Consider the following 25409-nt stretch of genomic DNA (forward strand, 5'->3'; position numbering starts at 1 on the left):
TCGCGGAGCCGTTCCGGGGCCGGTCCGGACCTACGGTCGGGGCATGAGACGGACTCCCTTCTCGCCCTCCTTCTGGCGCAGCCCTCTTCGCGGCCCCTGGTTCACCTCGGTCCTCGGCATCGTCCTGCTCGGCGGCATCACGGTGCTGTTCGTGACGGGACTGCTGTCGTACGCGGCCTACAACCCGGACCTGGCGCGGGTGAACGACAAGACCCCCGACAAGGGGATCCTCGGCTTCTATCTCTTCTCCTGGCCGACCGATCCGCACTGGCTGTACCGGCTCACCCAGGGCGTCCACGTCACCCTCGGGATCACCCTGATCCCCGTCCTGCTGGCCAAGCTGTGGTCGGTGGTGCCGAAGCTGTTCACGCTGCCGCCCGCCCGCTCCCTCGCGCACGCCCTGGAGCGGATCTCGTTGCTGCTGCTGGTCGGCGGCGGCCTGTTCGAGTTCGTCACCGGTGTGCTGAACGTCCAGCTCGACTACGTCTTCCCCGGCTCCTTCTACCCGCTGCACTTCTACGGCGCCTGGGTCTTCTTCGCCGCGTTCGTCGCCCATGCGGTGCTGAAGACCCCGGCGGCCCTGCGCAATCTGCGCGGTATGCGTCAACCACCTCAAGTGGCAGAGGAGGAAAGCGAGTTGGTGTCCCCCGACCCCGATCCGCCGACCGTCTCCCGGCGGGGTGCCCTCGGGCTGGTCGGAGGCGGCTCGCTGCTGCTGTTCGGCACTACGGTCGGGCAGGGTTTCGACGGGCTGCGGTGGTCCGCCGTGCTCGCCCCGCACGGCGCTGATCCTGGCAGCGGGCCGGGCGGCTTCCAGATCAACAAGACCGCCGCGTACGCCGGCATCAGTGCGGCGGAGCGGAGCGAGGAGGCGTGGCGGCTGACCGTCGCCGGGCGCACGGGCACCGTCCGCCTCAGCCGCGCCGAACTGCTCCGACTGCCCCTCCACAGCTCGGCGTTGCCCATCGCCTGCGTCGAGGGCTGGTCGACCTCCGACCAGTGGTGGCGCGGCGTGCGGCTGCGGGACCTGGCGGCCCTCGTGGGGTACGACGGCGATCCCCCGGACGTCTTCGTGGAGTCGCTGCAACGGCACGGCGCGTTCCGGCGGGCCGCCCTGCGCGCCAACCAGGTCGCCGACCCGCGTTCCCTGCTCGCCCTGTTCGTCAACGGCGAGGAACTGACCCCCGACCACGGCCATCCGGCACGGGTCATCGTGCCCGCAGCGCCCGGTGTGCTCAACACCAAGTGGGTGGCGCGGATGACGTTCGGAGACCTGTGATGAGGCGCCCCCGGTTCGCGCTGCCGCTCGGCAGCCCGCTCCAGATCCTGCTGCTGGCCTGCTCGTTCGCACTCGCCGCCTACGCGGGGGTGCAACTGCTCGCGGGGGACTGGTTCGGCGTCGCGCTGTGGTTCGTGGGGGCGGCGCTGCTGCACGACCTGGTGCTGCTGCCGCTGTACGCGGCGGCGGACCGCGCCCTCGTGCTGGCGGCGGGTCCGCGGCGCAGGTGGGTGGGGTACGTCCGGGTGCCGGCCGCGCTGTCACTGCTGCTTCTGCTGGTCTGGTTCCCGCTGATCAGCGGCCAGGTGACGGCGCGCTACGCGTCCGCCACCGGCCTGTCCGCGGACCGTTTCCTGTCCCGCTGGCTACTGCTGACGGCCGTACTCTTCGGCGGCTCGGCGGTGTTGTTCGTGCTGCGGGTGCGCAGGGCGCCGAGGCAGCGGCCGCCGGCTGTCGACTGATCGGTGGCATGGGTGCCGTCGTGGTGTGGGTGTTGCAGGGGGGCGGCCTGTTTTCCAGTTCGAGTGGGGCAGCGTCCAGCGCGACGATTCAGGCGTGATGATGGGTGACGCCGTCGGCGAAGGGCAGACCGGGCTGCCACTGCCTCCGGTACCGGAGGCGATCGTCGACGGTCGGCATTGGCGGGGCGAAGTGTTCCGCGGCCGCAGGCCTGTCCGCCGGTGGCTATTTTTTCGGCCGCCGGGTGCCGGTGACGGCGGTGTTGTGTGTGCTGCGGCTGCGCAGGGCGACGAAGCAGCGGCCGCCGGCTGTCCACTGGTCGGCGGCATGCCAGCCCGCGCGGCGCGCGTGCCGCAGCAGGGCCGGCGTGCCGAGCCGGGCCCACGGGAAGGGGCTGCCGGCGGCGCCTCGCGCGTCGGTGACATGCACCCGGACCCGCTCGTCGACGTCCGGGTCCGGGACCGTCTCGGCGATCAACAGGCCGCCGGGGGCGAGTAGTTGGGCCATGCGGTCGAGCAGGGTGCGCGGGTCGCCGCCGATGCCGACATTGCCGTCGAGCAGGAGTGCGGTCCCCCACCGGCCCTCGGCGGGCAGCGGCTCGAAGGCGGAGCGGCGCAGCGCCTGTCCGCCGAGGGCGACCGTCCGGGCGACGGCCGCCTCACTCACGTCGATACCGAGTACCGGCAGCCCCCGCGCGCCCAGGGCGACGACCAGCCGCCCGGGCCCGCACCCCACGTCGAGCACGGCGCCCTCACACCGCCGCAGCACCTCCAGATCGACGGCATCGGCCTCCGCACACCACCGCTCGACCTCCAGCAGTAGCAGCCAGCCGTCGGCACGGCGCAGGAACAGCGGGCCGCGGCCGGTCCGCAGGGCGTAGGCATAAGGGTCGGCGGACCAGGTGCCGTCGTCCGCGGGGGCGAGTGGCGCCGGAGGGACGGCGCCGGGGCGCCGGCGGACTGTGGAGGGGCCCGGTGCGTGACGCAACGGGGCGTCGATGCCGGAGCTGTCGGCCTCCGCGGCCGGGCTTCGGAGGGCCATGGGGCCGCTCGCTGCGTCGGCGTCGGCGCCTGCGTTCGGCGGTCGCGTCTCCGATGGGGAGCCGGCCGTCTGCTGGGCCGGTCGGGAGTGTGCTGTGCCGGTGCCCGGCTGGCGTCCGATCCGTGTCGTCAGCTCTGGGGCGCCGCTCATCGGTCCGCCGCCGCGAGGTGTGCCAGCTGGGCCGCGAAGCGGCCGGTGGGTGCGGTCTTGGCGACCCGTTCGGCGTCGTGGGCCGTATCGACGTCCCGCAGGCGCGGCAGGTCCCGTACTCGAAGTCCTTCCAGCCGGGCGCGCTGGACGGCGCCCGTGTGGGGTGTCGACATCGGGACGCCGAGAAGGAGCGCCGGGTCCGGGTCGGCCAGGCCCAGGGCCCAGAAGCCGCCGTCCTCCGCGGGCCCGAAGTACGCGTCGCAGTCGGCGAAGTCCACGTTCAGCAGCTCCGGGGTCACCTGAGGCGTGTCCATGCCGATCAGGAGGGCAGGCCCTTCGCAGCCCGCGAACGCCGCGGCCAGGCGTTCGTCGAGGCCGCCCGGGCACTGCCGCACGACCTCGAAGCCGGGCGGCAGCCAGGGGCCCGGTTCACCCTCCAGCACCAGGACCCGGCGGTGGGCCGGGGCCCGTGCGACGGTGTCCAGCGTGTCCGCCAGCGCCGCTTCGGCGAGCGCGGCCGCCTCCCGAGGGGTGAAGGGCGGTGTCAGCCGGGTCTTCACCCGCCCGGGCCTCGGTTCCTTCGCGATGACCAGGAGCGTGGGCAGGGAGGTCATGGGCGGACTCCTTCGCGCACCTGCGGTTCCACCGGCGGCTCGGCCAGGACCCGGCTCATGTCCCGCACCGCCTGCCAGGTGCCGCGCCAGGTGCCGGTCACCTTGGAGGCACCCGCGCGCGGGCGGTACGGAACGTCGTACTCGGCGATCCGCCAGCCCGCGTCGGCGGCGCGCACGACCATCTGCAGGGGGTAGCCGCTGCGGCGGTCCGTGAGGTCCAGGGAAAGCAGCGGCTCCCGGCGGGCGGCCCGCAGCGGCCCCAGGTCGTGCAGCCGCAGACCTGTGCGGCGGCGCAGCAGACGCGCGAGGGCGAGGTTGCCCGCGCGGGCGTGCAGCGGCCAGGCGCCACGCGTCCGCGGCCGGCGCCGGCCCAGCACCAGGTCGGCCTCACCGGCCCGGATCCGCTTCGCGAACGGCACCAGGTCGGCCGGGTCCAGCGAGGCGTCGCAGTCGCAGAAGCAGACGACGTCCGCCGTGGCCGCCGTCAGCCCCGCATGGCAGGCGGCACCGAAGCCGCGCCGCGCCTCGTGCACGACACTCGCGCCGAGCGCGCGGGCGATGTCCGCCGAGCCGTCGGTGGAACCGTTGTCCACGACGACCGCACGCCAGCCGGGCGGGATGCGGTCCAGCACCCAGGGCAGGGCCGCGGCCTCGTCGAGGCAGGGGAGTACGACGTCCACGGACGTCGCGCCCGGTTCTCGTACGTCTCGTACGTCGGATACGTCTTTGTCGGTAGGGGGCGTCACGGCACTCACCCTACGAATGAGAATCGGGCAAACCGGACTTCGGCTCCTTACGAAACACGGACGTCAGGTCCGGACGGCGGCGTATGCGCGTGCGCGGTGCGAGGCTGGCTCCATGGAGCAGCAGCAGTACGGACAGGGCGGCGGCGCCCGGGTGCTCGTCGTGGACGACGACCCCACCGTCGCCGAGGTCGTCACCGGGTACCTCGACCGCGCCGGGTATGTCGTGGACCGGGCCGGCGACGGGCCCGACGCGCTCGCCCGCGCCGCCGCCCACTGGCCGGACCTCGTCGTCCTCGATCTGATGCTGCCCGGCATGGACGGCCTGGAGGTGTGCCGGCGGATGCGGGGGCACGGACCGGTGCCGGTCATCATGCTCACCGCGCGCGGCGACGAGGACGACCGCATCCTGGGTCTGGAGGTCGGCGCCGACGACTACGTCACCAAGCCGTTCAGCCCCCGCGAGCTGGTCCTGCGCGTCGAGTCCGTGCTGCGCCGCACCCGGCCCTCCCAGCCTTCGGGCCTGCTGCGGGCGGCCGGGCTCTGCGTCGACCCGGCGTCCCGCCGTGCCCTCAAGAACGGCGCCGAACTCGCCCTCACCATCCGGGAGTTCGACCTCCTCGCCTTCTTCCTGCGGCACCCCGGCCGGGTCTACAGCCGCGAGGACCTGATGCACGAGGTGTGGGGCTGGGACTTCGGCGACCTGTCGACCGTCACCGTCCATGTGCGACGGTTGCGCGGCAAGGTCGAGGACGACCCGGCCAGGCCCCGGCTGATCCAGACCGTGTGGGGCGTCGGCTACCGCTTCGACGGCTCCCAAGGCGCCTCTGAAGACGTCTCCCGAGCGGAGGCGTGACCATGCACGACAACCTCCTCATCGCCCTGTTCGCCTTCCTCGGCGCCGCCGCGGCCGGACTGCTCGGCGCCTGTGTGCTGCTGCTGATCCGGCGGCGTTCGCTCGCCCTGCACCTCGGTGTGGTCGCCGCCGTCGCCGTCACCGCGATGTTCGCGGGCACCCTCGCCGTCGCGCAGGCCATGTTCCTGTCCGGGCACGACCTGAAGGTCGTCACGACCGTCGTCGCGATGGCCGCCGTGGTGTCCCTGGCCACCGCCCTGCTGCTCGGCCGCTGGGTCGCCGCGCGCAGCCGCGCCCTCACCCTCGCCGCCCGCTCCTTCGGCGACGGCGGCGACTTCACCTCGCCCGTCGGTCCCGCCACCGCCGAACTCGCCGCCCTCAGCCGGGAGTTGGAGGCCACCAGCGCCAAACTCGCCGAGTCCCGGGAACGCGAACGCGCCCTGGAGTCCTCCCGCCGCGAACTGGTCGCCTGGATCTCCCACGACCTGCGCACCCCCCTTGCCGGACTGCGCGCCATGTCCGAGGCCCTGGAGGACGGCGTCGCCGCCGACCCCGGCCGCTACCTCAAACAGATCCGCACCGAGGTCGAGCGGCTCAACGACATGGTCGGCGACCTCTTCGAACTCTCCCGCATCCACGCGGGCACACTGGCGCTCAGCCCCAGCCGGATCTCCCTCTACGACCTCGTCGGCGACGCACTCGCGGGCGCCGACCCCCTGGCCCGCGAGCACGGCGTACGGCTGGTCGGCACCCGGGTCGAGCCACTACCGGTCGAGGTGGACGGCAGGGAGATGAGCCGGGTGCTGGGCAATCTGCTGGTCAACGCCATCCGGCGGACTCCGGCCGACGGCACGGTGGCGATCGCCGCGGAGCGCACGCCGGACGGTGTGGTCGTGTCCGTGACGGACGCCTGCGGCGGCATCCCGGAGGATGACCTGCCCCGCGTCTTCGACACCGGATGGCGGGGCACGCATGCCCGGACTCCCCCTGCGGGCGCGGGACTCGGCCTCGCCATCGTGCGGGGCATCGTGGAGGCGCACCAGGGACGGGCGAGCGTCCGCAACATCCCGGGCGGCTGCCGGTTCGAGGTGACCCTGCCGGTCGCGGAGGCGTGAAAGGTCACCTTTCGGGGCGGCACTCGATGTCGGTCGGCGACACGCTGCGGCAGGTGAGCCCGCTCCCGGGGCCGATGGCATGCGAGAGGAGCGGTGCGATGAGCTTCTCGCAGGACGGACCCGCGCCGTCCTCGGAGTCCTCGCTCGCGTGCTTGCAGGCCCTGTCGATGACTTCGCTGCTGTCGATCTTCTCGCCGGGCGGCGGCGTGTCCGCGAACGCCGACGGGGCGAGGAGGAACACGCCGGCCACCGGTGCGGTGAGCAGTGCGGCGATCCGGGTGCGGGAGGGCTTGAGAGTACGCCGGAGCATTCTGCGGTCCTTTCAACTGATTTGTGCCGAACAGCGCCATGATCGACGACAACGACGTCGTCCAGGCGTGGACACGCTCAGTGCGTCCGCGTGAACTCCGGCATCCCCGGCGGCCCCGTTTGTGGTGGTGCTGCCCGCTGCCGCTTCGTGAATGCGGGCAGCACCACCGGTCCATCGGGGGGTCCGTCCAGGGCCTACGTGTCACGCATTCCGGCCCGCGCGAACTCCCGCATGCCCTCCTCGAAGCCCACCTCGGCCTTCCAGCCCAGCTCGGCCCGCAGCCGCGCCGAGTCCGCCGTGATGTGCCGTACGTCGCCCAGCCGGTACTCCCCGGTGACGACCGGCTCCGGGCCGCCGTACGCCGCGGCCAGCGCACGGGCCATCTCGCCGACCGTGTGCACCTCGCCGCTGCCCGTGTTGTACGCGGTCAGAGCCCCCTCGCGGGAACCCGCCTCCAGTGCCGCCACGTTGGCCGCGGCCACGTCCCGCACATGCACGAAGTCCCGCCGCTGACGGCCGTCCTCGAAGACCCGCGGGGACTCGCCGCGGGCCAGCGCCGAGCGGAAGAAGGAGGCGACGCCCGCGTACGGGGTGTCGCGGGGCATCCCCGGCCCGTACACGTTGTGGTAGCGCAGCGACACCGCCGAACCGCCCGTGGCGCGTGCCCACGCCGCCGCCAGATGCTCCTGGGTGAGCTTGGTCGTCGCGTACACATTGCGCGGGTCGACCGGGGCGTCCTCCACGACCAGGCCGGGCGACAGTTCGGCGCCGCACACCGGGCACGGCGGTTCGAAGCGGCCCGCGTCCAGGTCGGCCACGGTGCGCGGGCCCGGCCGTACCACCCCGTGCCGCGGGCAGCCGTACCGTCCCTCGCCGTAGACCACCATCGACCCGGCGAGCACAAGCCGCCGTACGCCCGCCTCGGCCATGGCGGTGAGCAGGACGGCGGTGCCGAGGTCGTTGTGGGAGACGTAGTCGGCCGCGTCCGCGAAGCCGGTGCCGAGCCCGACCATCGCCGCCTGGTGGCACACGGCATCGACACCGGTGAGGGCGCGGCGGGCGGCCGTGGGGCTGCGTACGTCCGAGGCGGGATCGGCCCGGACGTCGTACACGACGGGCTCGTGCCCGTGTGCCTCCAGTGCCCGCACGACTTGGGACCCGATGAACCCGGCACCGCCGGTGACCAGTACTCGCATGCGGCCACGCTAGGGCCGTGAACAGGCGGGACACGTGGGCCGCGCCCGGGACGTCACGGGTCCGTAAGACCTCCGCGCCCCCCGCAGCTAGCCGCGCGCCGGCAGTGACACCGTGAACACCGTCGACCCCGGTTCACTGCGCAGCTCGATCGTGCCGCCGTGGGCGCGGACCAGGGAACGGGCGACCGACAGCCCGAGCCCGCTGCCGCCGCGGTCCCGGGTGCGGGCCTTGTCGACGCGGTAGAAGCGGTCGAAGACCCGCTCCTGGTCGGCGGCCGGAATGCCGGGGCCGGCGTCCTCGACCCGTACGACGGCCTGGTCTCCGGCCACCTCGACCGCCATCGACACCGGCGTACCGGCCGGCGTGTGCACGGCCGCGTTGGTGAGCAGGTTGTCCAGGACCTGGCGGATGCGGTGCGGGTCCAGACGCAGCTTCAGCGAGGGCGGGCCTGACGTCACCTTCAGGGGGCGCTGCGGATGGCTCGCCCGGAAAGCCGCGGCCGCCTCGTCCACCAGCTCCACCAGATCCGTGTCCTGCATCCGCAGCGGCGCGTCCACCTCCGCCGCGTCCAGGCGCGCGAGCAGCAGCAGATCGTCCAGCAGAACGCCCATCCGGGCCGCCTCGGCGCGCAGCCGGGCCAGGTGCTTGTCCCGTTCCTCGGGGGCGTTGGCGGCGGCGTACTGGAAGAGGTCCGCGTAGCCCCGTACGGACATCAGGGGCGTGCGCAGCTCGTGCGAGGCGTCCGCGACGAAACGGCGCAGGCGTTGTTCCGCCTCCGCGCGGACCGCGAGGGAGTCGTCGATGTGCTCCAGCATGGTGTTGAAGGCGGTGCGCAGCTCCTCGACCTCCGGGCCGCCGCCCCGCTTGTCGGCGCGCAGCGGCAGCCGGGCCGCCGACTCGGTGAAGTCGTGGGAGGCGATGCCGTGGGCGGTGTGGGCCATGTCGCTCAGCGGGTTCAGGCCCCGCCGCAGCATCCGCCGGCCCGCCAGCACCAGCGCCAGCAGGGCCAGCCCGAAGGCGACCACCTGGACCGTGACCAGCCGCCGTACCGTGTCGTCGATGTCGTCCGTCGGAGCCCCGCTGACCAGGATCAGGCCGGGCTTGACCTCGCAGCTGCGCAGCCGGTACTCGCCCTGGCCCGCGATGTCCTCGGTGCGCAGCACCTCCGTGTCCGCGGAGATCTGCGCCTTGGCCACGGCGGTGAGGCCGGCGACGTCCTTGGGCAGGTCGCTCGGCTCCTCTGGCTTGCGGAGCACGGGGGAGCCGTGCGACACGTCGTACACCGCGTAGTACCAGCCCCAGTACTTCTTGCCCGCGAGCGTGCCGGTCTCCGCGATGCTCCTGGACTGCGCGACCTGGGCGAGCCCCAGCTGGTCGTCGAGCTGGTTCGACAGGTAGTCCCGCATATACGTCGTCAGGGCCGTGCCGACGACGGCGAACACCACAAGCGCCAGCACCCCGAGTCCCAGCGCCAGCCGGGTGCCGAGCCGCAGCCTCCGGTACGACTGCAGGAACCGGCGGATCACTCGGCCGCCTGCCGGATCACGTACCCGAAGCCCCGTACCGTCTGGATCAGCGGCTCCCCCGTGTCGTCGAGCTTGCGGCGCAGCCGGCTGACGACCAGCTCGACGACGTTCGAGCGGCCCCCGAAGCCGTACTCCCACACATGGTCGAGGATCTGCGCCTTGGTCATCACGGTCGGCGACTTGCGCATCAGGAAGCGCAGCACCTCGTACTCGGTGGGGGTGAGCGTGAGCAGCTTGTCGGCGCGCCGCACCTCACGGGTGTCCTCGTCCATCGTCAGGTCCGCGACCTGGAGGACGGACCGCTGGAAACCGGGTCCGGCGCTGCGCCGCAGCACCGTGCGCAGCCGGGCCATCAGCTCCTCCACCGCGAACGGCTTGACCAGGTAGTCGTCACCGCCCCGGGTCAGGCCCGCCACCCGGTCGGCGACGCCGTCCCGAGCGGTCAGGAACACCACGGGCACCATCGTGCCCGAGCCGCGCAGCCGGTCCAGGACGCCGAAGCCGTCCACGTCGGGCAGCATCAGGTCGAGCACCACTATGTCCGGGCGGAACTCCCCGGCCAGCCGCAGCGCCTCCTCACCGGAGTTCGCGGTGACCGCGTCCCAGCCCTCGTAACGGGCCACGGTCGCGACGAGATCGGCGATGGGCGGGTCGTCGTCCACGACCAGGAGGCGTACTTTTTCCACCCGCTCATAGTGCGGTACGCGACCGGCCTGGCCATGTGGTCGGGCACACAGCCGGCACATCGATAAGTACTTGTAAGTTGTACGACAGGTTATCGACAGCTCCCGCCAGCCAAGCTCGGTACCCCAGGATCCGATCAAGGAGCTGCCGTCCCGTGACGACCGTCCAATCAGCCCCTGCGCCCCCCACGGCGATACGCCCCAGGGTGGTGGCCCGCGCGGGCCTGTACGCCGTGCTCGCCGCGAACGCGGCCGTGGTCGCCTACTTCTTCGCCCAGGCGGGCTTCGCCTCCAACGCCCTGATCGTCATCGGCCGCCTTGCCGGCCTGTACGGCGCCCTCGTCATGGCCTTCCAGCTGGTGCTGGTGGCCCGACTGCCCTGGCTCGACCGCCGGATCGGCATGGACCGGCTGACCTCCTGGCACCGCTGGACCGGCTTCGCCCTGCTGTGGACGCTGCTGGCGCACGCCGTCTTCATCAGCTTCGGCTACGCCGACGGCGCGGGCGTCGGCCCGATCAGCGAGCTCGTGGACCTCGCCGAGACGACGGAGGGCGTGCTCCGCACGATCGTCGCGCTCGGCATCATCCTCGTGGTCGGCGCCGTCTCGGCCCGCTACGCCCGCCGCCGCCTCGCCTACGAGACCTGGCACTTCATCCACCTCTACACCTACGTCGCCGTGGTGCTCGCGTTCACGCACCAGGTCGCGGTCGGTACGACGTTCACCGCGTCGTCCGCCGCCAAGACGTACTGGTACGGCGTGTGGGGCGTGGCCCTCGGCGCGGTGGTCCTCGGCCGCCTCGTGCTGCCGCTGTGGCGGAACCTGCGCCACCAGCTGCGTGTCTCCGCGGTCGTCCACGAGTCCGACAACGTCGTCTCGATCTACATGACCGGGCGCGACCTGGACCGGATGCCCGCGCAGGCCGGCCAGTTCTTCCTGTGGCGGTTCCTGACCCGCGACCGCTGGTGGCAGGCGAACCCCTTCTCCCTCTCGGCCGCCCCCGACGGCCGCACCCTGCGCCTCACCGCCAAGGCTGCGGGCGACGGCAGCGCGGCCCTGCGGCATGTGAAGGTCGGCACGCGCGTGTTCGCCGAGGGGCCCTACGGCGCCTTCACCACGCTGCACCGCACGAAGCCCGAGTCCCTGCTGATCGCGGGCGGTGTCGGTGTCACCCCCATCCGGGCCATCCTGGAGGACATCGAGGGCCATGCGGTCGTCATCTACCGCGTGGCCTCGGACCGCGACGCCGTCCTCTACGACGAGCTGCGTGAACTCGCCCTCGCCAAAGGCGCCGAGCTGCACCTGGTGACCGGACCGGCCCTCCCCGACAAGCTGGCGCCGCGCGAGCTGGCCCGGCTGGTGCCGGACATCGGCGAGCGGGACGTCTTCCTGTGCGGGCCGCCGCCGATGATGAACGCGGTGCTGCGCAGCCTGGACGACCTGGGCGTGCCCAAGCAGCAGATCCACTTCGAGCGCTTCAGCCTGGCCGGATGAGGAAGACGGGAAAGACATCGTGAAGCGAGCCATACCTGTCGTCGTCCTCAGCATCGCGGGCCTGGTCCCGGTCTGGCGCTACGAGCCGTCCGTCGGCGGTACCACGTCCACGGCCGAGTCGGCGTCGACATCGTCCGGATCCTCCTCCGGCACGATCGTCAAGGGCACGACGATCAACACGGAGAAGGGGCCTGTGCAGGTCCAGGTGACCTTCTCCGGCGACAAGATCACGGCTGTGAAGATGCTGCAGCAGCCGAACCATCCGCAGACCACGGCCGCGGTGCCGAAGCTGGTCGCGGAGACGCTGAAGGCGCAGAGCGCGGACATCGACACCGTGTCCGGCGCGACGATCACCAGCGAGGCCTACAAGAAGTCCCTCCAGGCCGCGATCGACTCGAACGGTGCGAGCGCGAAGACGTCCGCGTCTCCCTCGGCCTCCGCCTCTTCCGCCTCCGCCGCGCAGACGGTGTCGGGTTCGCTGCTGAACACCGACAAGGGCCCCGTGCAGGTCCAGGTGACGTTCTCCGGCGATGAGATCACGGCTGTGAAGATGCTGCAGCAGCCGAACCATCCGCAGACCGCGGCCGCGGTGCCGAAGCTGGTGGCGGAGACGCTGAAGGCGCAGAGCGCGGACATCGACACGGTGTCGGGTGCGACGATCACCAGCGAGGCCTACAAGAAGTCACTCCAGGCCGCGATCGACGCGAAGGGCTGATCCGATGCACCGCGTCGAACACGTCATGAGCTTCCCCGTCTCGCTCCGGGTCGACGACGAGGACGTCCCGGAGTCGGCCGCCGACGCGGTCTTCGCGTGGCTGCGCGAGGTCGACGCCCGGTTCAGCCCGTTCAAGCCCGACAGCGAGGTGTCCCGCCACGGCCGGGGCGAGCTGGCCTCCCACGAGCTCAGCGACGACCTCGTCGAGGTCCTCGACCTGTGCGAGCACTACCGGATCGCGACGGGCGGAGCCTTCGACGTACGGCTGCCCGGCCGCGGGCTAGACCCCTGTGCGGTGGTCAAGGGCTGGTCGGTGCAGCGGGCGGCGGAGCTGCTGAAGGCGGCCGGCGCGAAGAGGTTCGTCCTGAACGCCGGCGGTGACGTGGTCGCCGCCGGCGGCCCCTGGCGGGTCGGCGTACGCCACCCCGAACACGCCGACAAGCTGTGCACCGTCCTCGAGCTCACCGACGGGGCGGTCGCGACCTCCGCGCGCTACGAACGCGGCGACCACATCATCGACGGCCGTACGGGACTCCCGGCGACCGGGCTGCTCAGCCTGACCGTCGTGGCCGCCACCCTGACCGAGGCCGACTCGGTTGCGACGGCGGCGTTCGCGATGGGCGTGCAGGGCATCGAGTGGGCCGCCTTGCTGCCGGGCTGCGAGGTGTTCGCCGTGGACGCCGGGGGGCAGGTGCTGCGGACGGAGGGGTTTCCGGTCGCGGGGGAGGCCTCGGCGGCGGCGTGACCGACAGCCGCCCTCCATTGGTTTTTCGCCCCCGCCGCCCCTTCCCGTCCCGACCCTGGGGGCTGCGCCCCCCCAGACCCCCGCTTCGGCCTGAACGGCCTCGTCCTCAAACGCCGGACGGGCTGCAAGACTGACTAACCTGGCGCGGTGACCATCGAGTTGACGCTGCTGCCGTCCGTCGCCCACCGGGGGCAGGAGATCACCGCACCCCGGCTGCGGGGACTGCTCGCGCTGCTGGCGGGGGAGTTGCGGGCGGGGTGCGGTGCCGGGTGGCTCGTCGACGGGCTGTGGCCGGACGAGCAGCCCGAGAACCCGGTCAAGGCGTTGCAGATCCTGGTGTCCAGGGCCCGCCGTCAGCTCGGCGCCGAGGTCATCGCCAGCACCCCCACCGGCTACCGGCTCGCCCTGCGCGAGGACCAGGTCGACACCTCCGCCGTCCTGCTGTTCGCCGCCGCCTGCGCCGAGAAGGCGCGTGCGGGGGACCACGCGGGTGCCCTCGCCGAGGCGGAGGAGGGGCTCGGGCTGTGGGACGGCGCCCCGGTCGAGGAAGCGGGCGGCTTCGGTGATCCCGTCGGCGAGCTGCGCGCCGAGCGAGCCGTGACCCACCGCGCGCTCGTCCGCTGCCGCGCACTCTCCCTCGCCCGCACCGGCCGCCGGGACGAAGCCGTCGGCCCGCTCACCGAACTGGCCGCCGAACGGCCCCACGACGAGGAACTGCTCCTCGAACTGATGCGCTGCCGGGCGGCCGTCGCGGGACCTGCCGCCGCCCTGGCCACGTACGACGCCCACCGCCGCCGCCTGCGCGACGAACTCGGCACCGACCCCGGGCCCGCCCTCCAGGAACTCCACCAGGAACTGCTGCGTGGCGAGGCCCCCGTCGTACGGCGGGGGGTACCGCACGAGCCCAACCCCCTCCTCGGCCGGGACGCCGATGTCGCCGCCGTCACCCGGCTGCTGCACAGCGCCCGCGTGACCTCGGTCGTCGGACCCGGCGGCCTCGGCAAGACCCGCCTGGCGAGCGCCGTCGCCCGGGACGCCGAGCAGCGCGTCGTGCACCTGGTGCCGCTCGCCGGTGTCCGCCAGGACTCCGATGTCGCCGCCGAGGTCGCCTCCGCACTGGGCGTCGGCGAGAGCCTGCGGGCCGCCGCGGGCGGCGAGGCGGTCGCCGGGATCGTGGGTGCCCTGGGCTCCGGGCCCGCCCTGCTCGTCCTGGACAACTGCGAACAGGTGGTCCGAGGGGTCGCCGACCTCGTGCAGGCCCTGGTGTCGCGGACCAGGGACCTGCGCGTCCTCACCACCAGCCGCGCCCCGCTCGGCCTGACCTCCGAGACCGTCTACCCGCTGCCCGAGCTGGACCTCGCCACCACAGTCGAGCTGTTCGAGCAGCGTGCCCGTGCCGCCCGGCCCGACGCCGACCTGCCCGCCGACACCGTGGCCGCCCTCTGCCGCCGCCTCGACGGCCTGCCCCTGGCCGCCGAACTCGCCGCCGCCCGCGTGCGGGTGATGTCGGTCGCCGAGATCGCCCGCCGTCTGGAGGACCGCTTCGCGCTGCTGCGCGGCGGCCCCCGCGACACCCCCCAGCGCCACCGCACCCTGCACGCCGTCGTCGACTGGAGCTGGAACCTCCTCGACGAGGAGGGACAGTGCGCCCTGCGCTCCCTGTCCGTCTTCCCGGACGGCTTCACCGCCGACGCCGCGGAGCAACTCGCCGACGGCTTCGACGCGTTGGAGGTCCTGGCGGATCTCGTCGACCAGTCGCTGCTCAAGGTGGCCGACACCGCGCACGGCACCCGCTTCCGGATGCTGGAGACAGTACGGGAGTTCGCCGCCGCCCACCGGGAGCGGGCCGGCGAGGAGGCCGCCGTCACGGAGCGGTTCCTCGGCTGGGCCAGGGACTTCGGGGTCGCCCACCACGACGCCCCCTTCGGCGCCCGTCCCTTCGCCTCCTGGCAGCTGATCCGCGCCGAGCAGGACAACCTCGTCCACGCGCTCCGGCTTGCGCTGGCCCGCGAGGACCTCGACACCGTCGCCGCGATCTCCGCCGTACTCGCCGGCCTGTGGACCACGGAGGCCCACTACCCCCGGCTGATCGCCCTCACCGAGGACTGCGCCCGGCCGCTGTCCCACTACCGGCCCGGCCCCGCATACGTAGAGCCGACCCGCACCGCCGCCGCTCTGCTGGCCGCCAACCTGTTCCTGGGCGTCGGGCCGGGTGCCGCCCGCACCCTGGTCACCCTGCGCCGCCTGCCGCCCGCCGAGCCGGACACCCTGGTGCGGGCCGTCGCGGCGGTGCTGCGGGCCTTCCCACAGGTGCTCACGGACCGGGACGCGCTGGCCGAACTGTGCGCCGCCGAGCAGCCGCTGCTCGCGGGCGTCGCCGGCTGCGTCGCCAGTTACGTGTGGGAGGGCGAGCACCGGCCGGACCTCGCCCTCGCCGCCGCCCGCCGCATGGTCGAACTGCTCGGCGACCGGGACATCCCGCTGCTGCGGATCTGGCCCGCCTCCCGGCTCGCCGAACTCTGCCTGCAGACCGAGCGCGGCGCCGAGGCCCTGGTCCACCTGCGGGCGGCACTGGACGCCCTGGAGAGCCTCGGCGAGTGGAACGACGCGATCGGCATGCGGTGGGGCCTGATGCTCGCCCATCTGCAGACCGGCGACCTCGACGCCGCCGAGCACTGGCTGGAGGAGGCGCTGCGGCACCAGCCGGAGGGCGCCGGCTCCGACGCCTTCACCCCCGACCTGGGCGCCCGGGCCGAGATGGCCCTCGCCCGCGGCGACGTCGAGACCGGGCTCGGCCTGTGGCGCCGGGCCCTGGAACGGCTGGAGAACGGCCGCGCGGCCCCGGTCTTCGGCGACGAACTCCTCATGGAGGGCTGGGTGCTGGAGCTCCAGTCGGTCGCCCTCGTCGCACACGCCCGGCACGGTCGCACCGACCTGGTGGCTCCCCTGGCCGCGGCGCTGCCCGGCCGCCTCACCACCCTGCTGACCCGTCCCAGGCCGGCCCCGCAGCATGTCACCGCCGAGTACCCGGTGTGCGGCGCCATGCTGCTCGCCCTGGCCACGGTCGCCCTCGCGGCAGGCGAGAGCGGGCGCGGGGCGCGGCTGACCGCCCTCGCCGAACGCTTCCGCGCCCTGCGCAACTTCCAGCCCACGATGTCCTCGGAGCACGCCCGCGAGGCCGCCCAGAACGCCGACAAGGCGGCGTACGAGGACGCGGAGTCCACGTACGCCGCCCTGGACGGGGACGGGTTGCGCGAGGTCGCACTCGGCCTGGTGCGGGCCGGGCTCACAGCCTGACGGGCAGGTTCAGCAGATGGAACCCGTCGCCGGGCCAGTGCCCGAACTGCACGTCCGCGCGGTCCACGGCCAGCTCCGGTGCCGCTGACCGCCGTACCAGCAGTTCCTCGAACACCACGCCCGTCACGAGTCGGCCGAGCGCCGCGCCGATGCAGTAGTGCGGGCCGTGGCCGAACGCCAGGTGCCCGTCCCCGCGGCCGAACTCCCTCGTCACGTCGAGGTGTTCGGGGGCGTCGTACGCGGCCGGGTCGTGGTCCGCGGCGAACAGCGCGACCGTCACCGCCTCGCCCATCCTCAGCCGGGTGCCGGCGAACACGAAGTCCTCGGTGGCGTACAGCGTGGCGCCCATGCGCACCAGGGTGACGTACCGCAGGAGTTCGGGAACCGCCCGGCCCAGCAGCTCGGGCTCGGCGCGCAGCCGCTCCAGCTGGTCCGGGTGGTCGAGGAGTGCCAGGACGGCGTGGGCGAGGAACAGGGCGGGCGGGGTGATCCCGGTGTTGATCAGCAGGAAGAAGACGGTGACGATCTCGTCGTCGGTCATCCCGCCGTCCGCCAGCAGCGCCGACACCAGGTCGTCCGCGGGCTCCGCACGCCGCCGGGCCACCAGGTCCTTGGTGTACTGCACGACACCGCCGAGCCCTTCGAGGACGCGGCTGCCGTCGCCGTACGCGAAGTCCCGGATCCATCCGCAGACCTTGTCCTGGTCGGCCGCGTCCACGCCGACGAGCGCGCAGATGACGGCGGTGCTCAGCGGGTAGGCGAACTCGCCCAGCAGATCGGCCTGTTCGCGCCCGGCGAGGGTCTCGATCAGCTCCTGTGCGGTCTTCTCCACGAAGGGGCGCAGTGCGGCGACCCGGCGGGCGGTGAAGGCGCGGGTGAGCGGGTTGCGGCGTCTGGTGTGCTCGTCGCCGTCGAAGAGCGCCAGGTGGCCCGAGAGGTACTGCGCGTACTCGGGCGGGAGGCCGTCTGTCCCCTGGGCCAGCAACTCGGCCTGCGGATCAGGCATTTCGGAGTCCGGGATCGTCGAGCGGTCCCGGACCAGACGCGGTTCGGTGAGCGCGGCCTTCACGTCCTCGTGGCGGGTGACGAGCCGTACGGCGGTGTCCAGGCCGGGGAGGACGACGTGGCCGAGGCCGGGCCGGGTGCGCAGGGCGGCGTAGGCGCCGACGGGGTTCTCGACGAGTTCGGGGGTGAGATGGACGGCAGTGGTGGTCATGTCGGTTGCCTTTTCCAGTAGTCGAAGAGGGGGCAGCTTCCAGTAGTTGACGAGGAGTCAGCTGGGGTCGCGGTCGAACAGGCGGAGCGACCATACGAACCCGAGGACCGCGATCCCCACGCTCCACGCCACCGCCATCCAGCCGTTGTGCCCGATCCCTGTTCCGGTCAGCAGTCCCCGCAGGGTCTCGATGACCGTGGTGAACGGCTGGTACTCGGCGAACCAGCGGATCCAGGACGGCATCGAGCCGACCGGTACGAAGGTGCTGCTGACGAAGGGCAGCAGGAACGAGATCGGCAGCGGGGCGTTGCTGGCCCCCTCCGGCGTCCTGCTGATCAGCCCGAGGGCGACCGACAGCCAGGTCAGGCCGAAGACGAAGAGCAGGAGCAGCCCGCCGGCCGCCAGCCACTCCAAGGGGCTCGCGTCGGGACGGAAGCCGATGGCGAGGGCGACGGCGGTCACCAGGACCAGGTTGAACACCGACTGGATGACACTGCCGACGACATGGCCGACCAGGATCGACGCCCGGGAGATCGCCATCGTGCGGAAGCGGGTGACGATGCCCTCGGTCATGTCCGTGCACACGGCGACCGCCGTCGGCACGCTCCCGGTGCCCGCGGTCATCAGCAGGATGCCGGGGACGAGGTAGGCCAGGTACGCGGTGCGGCCGCCGCCCTGGCCGATTCCGGCGCCGAGCGCCGAACCGAAGACGTACACGAACAGGAGCAGCAGGAAGACGGGGATGAGCGCGACCTGGAGCGTCATCGAGGGGTAGCGGCGGGCGTGCAGCAGATTGCGCCGCAGCATGGTGAGCGAGTCGCGGACGTGCGGGGCGGGCGGGGCGGCGGTGGTCATCGGGCCTGCACCTTCTCGTGGCCGGGGCGGTCGGTGACCGCGAAGAAGACGTCGTCGAGGTCGGGGGTGTGCACGGTCAGGGAGTCGACGTCGACGCGGGCGCTGTCGAGGACGTCGAGCAGGGCGCGCAGGGTGCGCACGCTGCCGTCGCCGGGGACCTGGAGGGTCAGCGCCTCGTCGTCGCGCAGTCCGAGGCCCAGCACCTCGGCGCCGCGGTCGAGTTGAGCGGGGTCGAGGAACCGGAGCCGGACGTGGCCGCCGGGGACCAGACGCTTGAGCTCGTCCGGTGTGCCCTCGGCGACGATCCGGCCGCCGCTGAGCACCGCGATGCGGTCGGCGAGCTGGTCGGCCTCCTCCAGGTACTGCGTGGTGAGGAAGACGGTGACTCCGCCGTCGACGAGATCGCGGATGATCTGCCACATGGTGTGCCGGGAGCGCGGGTCGAGACCGGTGGTCGGCTCGTCGAGGAAGATCACCTCGGGGGAGCCGACGAGTGTCATCGCGATGTCGAGGCGCCGCCGCATACCGCCCGAGTAGGTGGCGGCGGGCTTCTGCGCGGCCTCCAACAGGTCGAAGCGCTCCAGGAGTTCGGCGGTGACGCGCCTGCCCTCCGGGCGGGGGAGGTGGTGCAGGTCCGCCATGAGCGCCATGTTCTCCTCGCCGGTGATCAGGTTGTCGACGGCGGAGAACTGGCCGGTGACGCCGATCGCGGCCCGTACGGCCTGCGGTGCGGCGGCGACACCGTGCCCGGCGACCCGGGCCTCGCCGCCGTCGGCGCGGATCAGGGTGGAGAGGATCTGGACGGTGGTGGTCTTGCCGGCTCCGTTCGGACCGAGCAGCGCGAAGACCGTGCCGCGCGGGACGTGCAGGTCGATGCCGTCGAGGACGACCTTGTCGCCGTACGCCTTGCGGAGGCCGGTGGCCTCGATGGCCGGTGGTGTCGTCGGGTTCATGCCGCAGAGCGTGCGGGACACCGGATTCAGGACGGCTTCACTGCGGTTTCAGCGAGCCGGACCCACTGAAACCCGGGCATGGGAAAGGGCGGGCCGCCGGTAGGGGAGTCCGGCGGCCCGCCCGTTGGGGGGGATGGAGGTCAGCTGACGTCGGAGGCGTCCAGGCGGTACAGGCCGCTGTAGGCGCTCACGGCCGCGCCGTGCTTTTTGACCCAGGTCGAGATCTCGGAGTTGGTGCCCTGGCCGCCCTGACTGCTGACGACGATGTAGTGCAGCTTGCCCGACTTCACCAGGCCCTTGAGCTTGGTTAGCGTCATCGCGTTGTCGCTGCCGGACCAGCCGCCCATGGAGATCACCGGCTGACCGGACTCCAGGATGATCGAGGACGCGGTCTGGTCGGTGGCCACCGCCACAAGCCAGGTGGCGCCGTCCTGGTGCTTCTTCAGGTACGTGACCATCGCGGAGCTGACCTGACCGCCCATGCCGCCGCCCATGCCTCCGGCGGTACGACCGGTCTGCGACTCGCTGCTTGCCTTGGTGCCGGTGCTTCCCGTACCGGAGGGCGGCTGCCCCATGGACTGTCCACCGGAGCTTCCGGAGCCACTTGGGGCGTTCCCACTGGGCTTGCTGCCGCTCATGCTCGGCGCACCGCCCTTGCTGCCGCTCGGACCGCCGCCCATACCGCCCCCGGTGCCTGGCCCGGCCGTCGGGTTGGTGCCGTTGCTGCTCGCGGTGGTCGCTGCGGAGGCGGAGTACGCGGAGGGCCCGGCGAGCAGGGCCACGATCGCGGCCAGCGCCGCGAAGCCGACCAGCTTCTGCCGCCGCATGAACCGTCCGACCAGTAGACCGAGCACGGCTGCCGCCCCCGCGAGGCCGACGACGATCTCCGCGACCGTGTAGATCGTGCCGGAGCCGGAGACCCGCTGGAGCAGGACGACCGCCCAGACCGAGCTGACCGCGACCGCGGCCGGCAGCACCCAGGCCCTCCCCCACGCTCGAATCCGCTCGCGCGGGGGGACCCCCACCGCCGCCGAGCCTTCCTTGAAGGCGCGGTACAGCATGACCCCGCCCGCACCGGCCAGCGCCGCGATACCGGGGGCCATGGCGGTGACGTAGTACGGGTGGAAGGTGCCCTCGGCCAGGGAGAACGTCAGGTAGTGCAGGACGAACCAGCCGCCCCAGAGCATGAGCGCCGCCCGCCTGGCGTCCGTACGCGGGGCCCGGCCGCGCAGCACCAGCCCGCCGACGAGGGCGATCGCGGCGAAGGGGATCAGCCAGGAGATCTGGCCGCCCATGATGTCGTTGAACATCCGGTAGGTGCTCGCGCTGCCACCGAAGCTCGCACCGTTGCCCTGCGAGCCGACCGACGAACTCGCCCCGAAGATACGGCCGAAGCCGTTGTAGCCGATGACGAGGTCCCAGACGGTGTTGTCCGTCGAGCCGCCGATGTAGGGCCGGTCCGCAGCCGGAATCAGGTCGACGATCACCATCCACCAGGCGCTGGAGGCGATCAACGCCACCGTGCCGACGGCCAGGTTGCGCACCCGGCGCCCCAGCGAGATGTTCGCGGCCCACAGATACACCAGGAAGAACGCGGGCAGCACGACGTACGCCTGCATCATCTTCGTGTTGAAGGCGAAGCCGATCGCGACGCCGGACCACACCAGCGGCATCAGCCGGCCGGAGCGCACGGCCTTCAGCAGGGCGGCGGCGCCGAGCAGCATCAGGAAGACGAGGATCGGGTCCGGGTTGGTGTCACGGTTGATGGCGACCGTGATGGGCGTGAGGGTGAGCGTGAGCGCGGCGATCGCGCCGGCCACGACTCCGAAGTCCCGCTTGACCAGCCGGTACAGAAGTGCCACCGAGCCCGTGCCGACCGCCACCATCGGCAGCATCAACTGCCAGGTGCCGTATCCGAAGACGCGGGCCGACAGGCCCATCACCCACAGCGCGAACGGCGGTTTGTCGACCGTGATGAAGCTGCCGGAGTCCAGCGCGCCGAAGAAGAACGCCTTCCAGCTCTTGGTGCCGGAGTAGACGGCCGCGTTGTAGAAGGTGTTGCCGGTGATCGAGGACAAGGTTCCAGGCGTACAGGGCCGTGGCCAGGACCAGGATCGCCCACAGGGCGGGGCGGGCCCAGCGCGGGTCCTCGGGGGCGCCGGCGAACAGCCTTCTCGCACGGGACGCGACGGGCGGGGCGGCGGCCCGGTGCCTGCCCTCCTGGGCGGGCGCGGGAGGCGGGGCGAGGGTCGTCTCGTTCATGGCCATGACCATCGGGGCCCCGCCTGTGGGATCACTGAGCGCGTTCTGAGCGAAGGGTGAGAATCAGCGGACTCACAGGTTGGGCACAGCCGGGTGAGGGCGGATACCGAGGCTGGGGCCGGATCTGGCCAAACTCCCGAAGGAAACGCGAAACACAGGAGGTCTAGACTCTGCCTGCAACTGCCCAGACCGAAGGGTGTTCGGCGTCTTGATACGCATAGATTCAGTCACCAAGCGCTACCCCGACGGTACGGTCGCGGTCGACAACCTCTCGCTGGAGATACTCGACCGCTCCATCACCGTCTTCGTCGGACCGTCGGGCTGCGGCAAGACGACGACCCTGCGCATGATCAACCGGATGATCGAGCCGAGCGAGGGCACGATCACCCTCGACGGCAAGGACGTCACCCAGCAGCCGGTCAACACGCTCCGGCGGTCCATGGGATACGTCATCCAGAACGCCGGCCTCTTCCAGCACCGGACGATCGTCGACAACATCGCCACCGTGCCCCGGCTGCTCGGCTGGAGCAAGGACAAGGCGCGGGCGCGGGCCCGGGAGCTGATGGAGCGGGTCGGACTGGACGGCGCGCTCGCCAAGCGCTACCCGTACCAGCTGTCCGGAGGCCAGCAGCAGCGCGTCGGCGTGGCGCGGGCGCTCGCCGCGGATCCGCCGGTGCTGCTGATGGACGAGCCGTTCTCGGCCGTCGACCCGGTGGTGCGCAAGGGGCTGCAGGACGAACTGCTCCGAATACAGGAGGAGTTGGGCAAGACCATCGTCTTCGTCACTCACGACATCGACGAGGCCGTCAAGATCGGCACCATGGTCGCCGTGATGCGTACCGGCGGTCACCTCGCCCAGTTCGCGCCGCCCGCCGAGCTGCTGTCCAATCCCGCGGACGCGTTCGTCGAGGACTTCCTCGGTGCGGACCGCGGCATCCGGCGGCTGTCGTTCTTCTCCTCCGCCGGACTCGACCTGCTGACCACCCCCATCGTGGCCGTCGACGCCACCGCCGAGCAGATCGCCGAGCGCAGTGCGAAGGGCGCGCCGTACCTGCTGGTCACCGATGTGGACGGCAAGCCGCTCGGCTGGAGCGAGCCGGGCGCCCTGACCGCGGGGGCCATCGACCCCGCCCGGCTGCTCGCCCACGGGCGCCCCTTCGAGCACGGCAAGGACTCGCTGCGCGCCGCACTCGACTGCGCCGTGCTCTCGCCCACCGGGTGGGCCGTCGCGGTGGGCGCCGACGGCCGGGTCGCCGGCGTCGTCTCACAGCAGACCATCGGCGAGGCGATCCGCACCGCCCACGCCGAGGGCCGCAGCGGCGCGGACGACGCGGACGACGCAGAGGTCGTGGGATGAGCGGCGGCTTCTTCGACATCCCGAGCGACCTGCAGAACACGTACTGGGGTCTGGTCGGGCTGCATCTGCGCGAGGCACTGATCCCCGTCGTGGCCGGACTGGCCGTGGCGCTGCCCATCGCCCAGCTGTGCGTGCGGCTGCGCTGGCTGTACCCGCCCGTGCTGTGGGTGACGACGATCCTGTACGCGATCCCGTCGCTCGCCTTCTTCGTCGTCCTCATCGACTACACCGGCCAGACCGAGACGACGGTGATGATCCCGCTGGGCGTCTACAGCCTGGTGGTGTTCGTCCCGGCGATCGTGGACGGCGTCCGGTCCGTGCCGCAGGAGACCCTCGACGCGGCCACGGCGATGGGCCTGGGGCCCGTACGCCGCTATTTCCAGGTCCAGTTGCCGATCGCGGCGCCCGCGATCATCGCGGGACTCCGGGTGGCGACCGTCTCCAGCATCTCCCTGGTCAGCGTCGGCATGCTGATCGGCAACCAGGGCGGCCTGGGCAATCTGCTCAACGACGGCATGATCTACCACCAGCCGCGCCTGGTCTGGCTGTCCGTCGTCGGTACGGCCGTCCTCGCCATCCTCGCGGACGCCCTGCTCGTCCTCGTACGCGTCCTCGTGACCCCCTGGATGCCGCGCGGCACTCGCAGACCCCGTCCCGTCGACGAACCCGAACCGATGCAGGCCGCACTGGAGGACGCCGCCCGATGAACGTCCTCCACTTCATCAACGCCTTCTTCAGCGACAGCGCCCACTGGCACGGCTACGACGGCATCCCCACCCGGCTGCGCGAGCACCTCCAGTACTCGCTGACCGCGCTCGCCATCGCCGCCGCGATCGGTCTGCCGGTCGGACTGCTCACCGGCCACACCGGCCGCGGCGGCAACACCGTGGCGTTCATCGCCACCGCGGGCCGGGCCCTGCCCAGCTTCGGCCTGCTGGTGCTGATGTTCGTGCTGCTCGGGCTCGGCCTGACGCCGGTGATGATCCCGCTGGTCGTCCTCGCCGTCCCGCCGATCCTCGTCACCACGTACGAGGCGGTGCGCTCCGTCGACCCGTCCCCGGTGGACGCGGCCCGCGGCATGGGCATGGCCGAGCCGCGCATCCTCTTCCAGGTCGAACTCCCGGTCGCGCTCCCACTGATCCTCAGCGGCCTGCGCTCGGCGGCCATCCAGATCGTCTCGACTGCCACCATCGCCGCGTACGTCGCGCTCGGCGGCCTCGGCCGGTACATCGTGGACGGCCTCTACCAGCGCAACTACGAGAAGGTGGTGGGCGGCGCGACCCTGGTGGCCGTCCTGGCCCTGGTCACGCTCGGGTTCTTCTGGGCGGTGGCGCGGTTCACGGTGTCCCCGGGCGTGCGGCGCGGCAACTGACCCCGGCCGGCAGGACCGCCTCGCCCAGCAGGCCGGGAAGCTCGTGCATGTCGTGGAAGAGAAGGGTTCCGGGGCCCGCGAGCCGCTCGGCCGTGTTCACCCCTCCGGCGGAGGTCAGCCTTCGGTGCGTGCCAGCGCCAGCTCCAGTACGACCAGCAGCGCGTCCCGCACCGAGCCGCGCTCGCGGGCGTCGAACACGATCACCGGGACCCGCTCGGACACGTCGAGCGCCCAGCGGACCTCGTCCAGGGTGTGCTCGACCTTGCCGTCGAAGGCGTTGACGGCGACGGCGAACGGGATCTGGCGGTGCTCGAAGTAGTCCACGGCGGCGTAGCAGTCGTCGAGGCGGCGGGTGTCCACGATGACCAGGCCGCCGACGGCGCCCTCGACGATGTCGTCCCACATGAACCCGAACCGCTCCTGTCCGGGCGTGCCGAACAGGTACAGCTTCAGCGTCGGATCGATGGTGATGCACCCGAAGTCCATCGCCACCGTGGTCGTGGTCTTGCGCGGGGTGTGGCTGAGGTCGTCCACGCCCGCCGCGACCTCCGTGATGGCGGCCTCGGTGGTCAGCGGCTCGATCTCGGAGATCGCACCCACGGCGGTGGTCTTGCCCACGCCGAAACCGCCCGCGATCACCATCTTGACCGGCAGCGGCGGTCGTACGGCGGCCCCCTGGTCGGCCGGGGCGAGGGTGGCCGGTTCAGTCGGTGTCACGCAGTACCCCTCGGGAGTTCGGGATGGCACGGAGGCCATCGATCACTCTGCGCAGGACGGATGCGTCGTGGGTGACGTCGACGTCGGGCACGTACACCGTCAGATGCCCGGCGGCGCGCAGGTCCTCGGCGAGAACCCGCACGACGTTGAGGTGCAGCCGCAGCCGGGCCGCCAGTTCCGCGACGGACTGCGGCAGCCGGCAGGCGGCGACGATGTCGTGCTGCTCGAAGGAGAGCCCGTCGAGGACGGCGAGGCCCTCGACGGTGGCCACCACCTGGGTCTCGACCGGCATCGGGCGGCCGGACGCCGTCGGCGCCACCCGGCCGGCGGTGACCAGGAAGGGCCGTACGGCGGGGGCCGGACCGACCGGGTCCGGGCCCGGAGGTGGGGAGCCGTCCGCCATGGGTCTTCTTCCTCCTCGACCGGTTCTGCCGCGTCCCTGAAAGGGGCGCGG

The 25409-nt window shown here is 72.2% G+C and carries 23 protein-coding genes and 1 pseudogene; 11 read left to right on the top strand and 13 right to left on the bottom strand.

What is annotated here, in order from left to right; translation table 11 throughout:
* Positions 1-43 precede the first annotated feature (43 nt).
* Both IH68_RS0127190 and IH68_RS0127195 read left to right on the top strand, forming a co-directional pair.
* Positions 44-1279: a molybdopterin-dependent oxidoreductase gene (locus tag IH68_RS0127190; RefSeq protein WP_030939999.1), complete on the top strand. Its 1236-nt coding sequence runs from the start codon at positions 44-46 to the stop codon at positions 1277-1279.
* On the top strand, positions 1279-1740 hold the full coding sequence (locus IH68_RS0127195) for a hypothetical protein (RefSeq protein WP_030940001.1): 462 nt from the start codon (positions 1279-1281) through the stop codon (positions 1738-1740). Before IH68_RS0127190 ends, IH68_RS0127195 begins: the two co-directional genes overlap by 1 nt.
* Before the next feature lie 223 nt (positions 1741-1963).
* Here the strand turns inward: IH68_RS0127195 and IH68_RS0127205 are convergent, their stop codons facing one another.
* The 3 genes from IH68_RS0127205 to IH68_RS0127215 all read right to left on the bottom strand — a co-directional run bounded on the left by IH68_RS0127205 (position 1964) and on the right by IH68_RS0127215 (position 4289).
* Positions 1964-2779, bottom strand: a complete 816-nt coding sequence (locus IH68_RS0127205; RefSeq protein ID WP_199931932.1) for a class I SAM-dependent methyltransferase — start codon at positions 2777-2779, stop codon at positions 1964-1966.
* Between the two features lie 146 nt (positions 2780-2925).
* Positions 2926-3534 carry a TIGR04282 family arsenosugar biosynthesis glycosyltransferase gene (locus IH68_RS0127210; RefSeq protein ID WP_420719013.1) on the bottom strand — a complete coding sequence of 203 codons (609 nt, stop codon included), beginning with the start codon at positions 3532-3534 and terminating at the stop codon, positions 2926-2928.
* A gap of 5 nt (positions 3535-3539) precedes the next feature.
* Positions 3540-4289, bottom strand: coding sequence for a glycosyltransferase family 2 protein (locus IH68_RS0127215; RefSeq protein WP_078912640.1), 750 nt, complete (start codon positions 4287-4289; stop codon positions 3540-3542).
* A gap of 112 nt (positions 4290-4401) precedes the next feature.
* Here IH68_RS0127215 and IH68_RS0127220 point away from each other — a divergent pair, with 112 nt between their 5' ends.
* Together IH68_RS0127220 and IH68_RS0127225 are read left to right on the top strand one after the other, a co-directional pair.
* On the top strand, positions 4402-5142 hold the full coding sequence (locus IH68_RS0127220) for a response regulator transcription factor (protein WP_037885252.1): 741 nt from the start codon (positions 4402-4404) through the stop codon (positions 5140-5142).
* 2 nt (positions 5143-5144) lie between these two features.
* A complete protein-coding gene (locus IH68_RS0127225) occupies positions 5145-6257 on the top strand; it encodes a sensor histidine kinase (protein ID WP_030940012.1) in 1113 nt (370 codons plus the stop codon).
* Positions 6258-6261: 4 nt separating this feature from the next.
* On the opposite strand, the gene IH68_RS0127230 is transcribed toward IH68_RS0127225, so the two are convergent.
* The 4 genes from IH68_RS0127230 to IH68_RS0127245 all read right to left on the bottom strand — a co-directional run bounded on the left by IH68_RS0127230 (position 6262) and on the right by IH68_RS0127245 (position 9976).
* A complete protein-coding gene (locus tag IH68_RS0127230) occupies positions 6262-6567 on the bottom strand; it encodes a hypothetical protein (RefSeq protein ID WP_030940014.1) in 306 nt (101 codons plus the stop codon).
* 194 nt (positions 6568-6761) lie between these two features.
* Complete coding sequence (locus IH68_RS0127235) at positions 6762-7763, bottom strand: NAD-dependent epimerase/dehydratase family protein (RefSeq protein WP_030940016.1); 1002 nt, start codon at positions 7761-7763, stop codon at positions 6762-6764.
* Positions 7764-7850: 87 nt separating this feature from the next.
* Entirely contained in the window at positions 7851-9290 is a 1440-nt protein-coding gene (locus IH68_RS0127240) for a sensor histidine kinase (protein WP_030940018.1), read from the bottom strand.
* Positions 9287-9976, bottom strand: coding sequence for a response regulator transcription factor (locus IH68_RS0127245; protein WP_030940019.1), 690 nt, complete (start codon positions 9974-9976; stop codon positions 9287-9289). Before IH68_RS0127245 ends, IH68_RS0127240 begins: the two co-directional genes overlap by 4 nt.
* 152 nt (positions 9977-10128) lie before the next feature.
* Between IH68_RS0127245 and IH68_RS0127250 the strand changes: the two genes are divergently transcribed.
* The 4 genes from IH68_RS0127250 (at position 10129) to IH68_RS0127265 (ending at position 16223) form a co-directional block, all read left to right on the top strand.
* Entirely contained in the window at positions 10129-11466 is a 1338-nt protein-coding gene (locus IH68_RS0127250) for a ferric reductase-like transmembrane domain-containing protein (protein WP_030940021.1), read from the top strand.
* Positions 11467-11485: 19 nt separating this feature from the next.
* Entirely contained in the window at positions 11486-12181 is a 696-nt protein-coding gene (locus IH68_RS0127255; RefSeq protein WP_030940023.1) for an FMN-binding protein, read from the top strand.
* Between the two features lie 4 nt (positions 12182-12185).
* Positions 12186-12926, top strand: a complete 741-nt coding sequence (locus IH68_RS0127260; RefSeq protein WP_030940025.1) for an FAD:protein FMN transferase — start codon at positions 12186-12188, stop codon at positions 12924-12926.
* Between the two features lie 147 nt (positions 12927-13073).
* Positions 13074-16223 (top strand): ATP-binding protein, encoded by a 3150-nt coding sequence (locus tag IH68_RS0127265; protein WP_030940027.1) that lies wholly within the window; start codon positions 13074-13076, stop codon positions 16221-16223.
* On the opposite strand, the gene IH68_RS0127270 is transcribed toward IH68_RS0127265, so the two are convergent.
* The 4 genes and pseudogenes from IH68_RS0127270 to IH68_RS50205 form a co-directional block, all read right to left on the bottom strand.
* Positions 16213-17439 carry a cytochrome P450 gene (locus IH68_RS0127270; protein WP_030940029.1) on the bottom strand — a complete coding sequence of 409 codons (1227 nt, stop codon included), beginning with the start codon at positions 17437-17439 and terminating at the stop codon, positions 16213-16215. The two genes, IH68_RS0127265 and IH68_RS0127270, sit on opposite strands and share 11 nt — an antisense overlap.
* 57 nt (positions 17440-17496) lie before the next feature.
* Complete coding sequence (locus tag IH68_RS0127275) at positions 17497-18294, bottom strand: ABC transporter permease (RefSeq protein ID WP_030940031.1); 798 nt, start codon at positions 18292-18294, stop codon at positions 17497-17499.
* The gene (locus IH68_RS0127280) at positions 18291-19247 is read right to left on the bottom strand and encodes a daunorubicin resistance protein DrrA family ABC transporter ATP-binding protein (protein ID WP_030940033.1); all 957 of its coding nucleotides are present in this window, start codon (positions 19245-19247) and stop codon (positions 18291-18293) included. The genes IH68_RS0127275 and IH68_RS0127280 overlap by 4 nt, the downstream gene beginning before the upstream one ends.
* Before the next feature lie 140 nt (positions 19248-19387).
* A pseudogene (locus tag IH68_RS50205) lies at positions 19388-21509 on the bottom strand (ArnT family glycosyltransferase).
* A gap of 208 nt (positions 21510-21717) precedes the next feature.
* Between IH68_RS50205 and IH68_RS0127290 the strand changes: the two are divergent.
* The 3 genes from IH68_RS0127290 to IH68_RS0127300 are packed head-to-tail and all read left to right on the top strand — an operon-like array spanning position 21718 to position 24238.
* Positions 21718-22866 carry an ABC transporter ATP-binding protein gene (locus IH68_RS0127290; RefSeq protein WP_030940035.1) on the top strand — a complete coding sequence of 383 codons (1149 nt, stop codon included), beginning with the start codon at positions 21718-21720 and terminating at the stop codon, positions 22864-22866.
* Positions 22863-23573, top strand: a complete 711-nt coding sequence (locus IH68_RS0127295; protein ID WP_030940037.1) for an ABC transporter permease — start codon at positions 22863-22865, stop codon at positions 23571-23573. Before IH68_RS0127290 ends, IH68_RS0127295 begins: the two co-directional genes overlap by 4 nt.
* Positions 23570-24238 (top strand): ABC transporter permease, encoded by a 669-nt coding sequence (locus tag IH68_RS0127300; RefSeq protein WP_030940039.1) that lies wholly within the window; start codon positions 23570-23572, stop codon positions 24236-24238. Before IH68_RS0127295 ends, IH68_RS0127300 begins: the two co-directional genes overlap by 4 nt.
* Before the next feature lie 114 nt (positions 24239-24352).
* Here the strand turns inward: IH68_RS0127300 and IH68_RS0127305 are convergent, their stop codons facing one another.
* Complete coding sequence (locus IH68_RS0127305; RefSeq protein ID WP_030940040.1) at positions 24353-24955, bottom strand: ATP/GTP-binding protein; 603 nt, start codon at positions 24953-24955, stop codon at positions 24353-24355.
* Positions 24942-25358, bottom strand: a complete 417-nt coding sequence (locus IH68_RS0127310) for a DUF742 domain-containing protein (RefSeq protein WP_030940041.1) — start codon at positions 25356-25358, stop codon at positions 24942-24944. Before IH68_RS0127310 ends, IH68_RS0127305 begins: the two co-directional genes overlap by 14 nt.
* Positions 25359-25409: the final 51 nt, after the last annotated feature.

This window comes from Streptomyces sp. NRRL S-646, assembly GCF_000720765.1.
Taxonomy (GTDB): domain Bacteria; phylum Actinomycetota; class Actinomycetes; order Streptomycetales; family Streptomycetaceae; genus Streptomyces.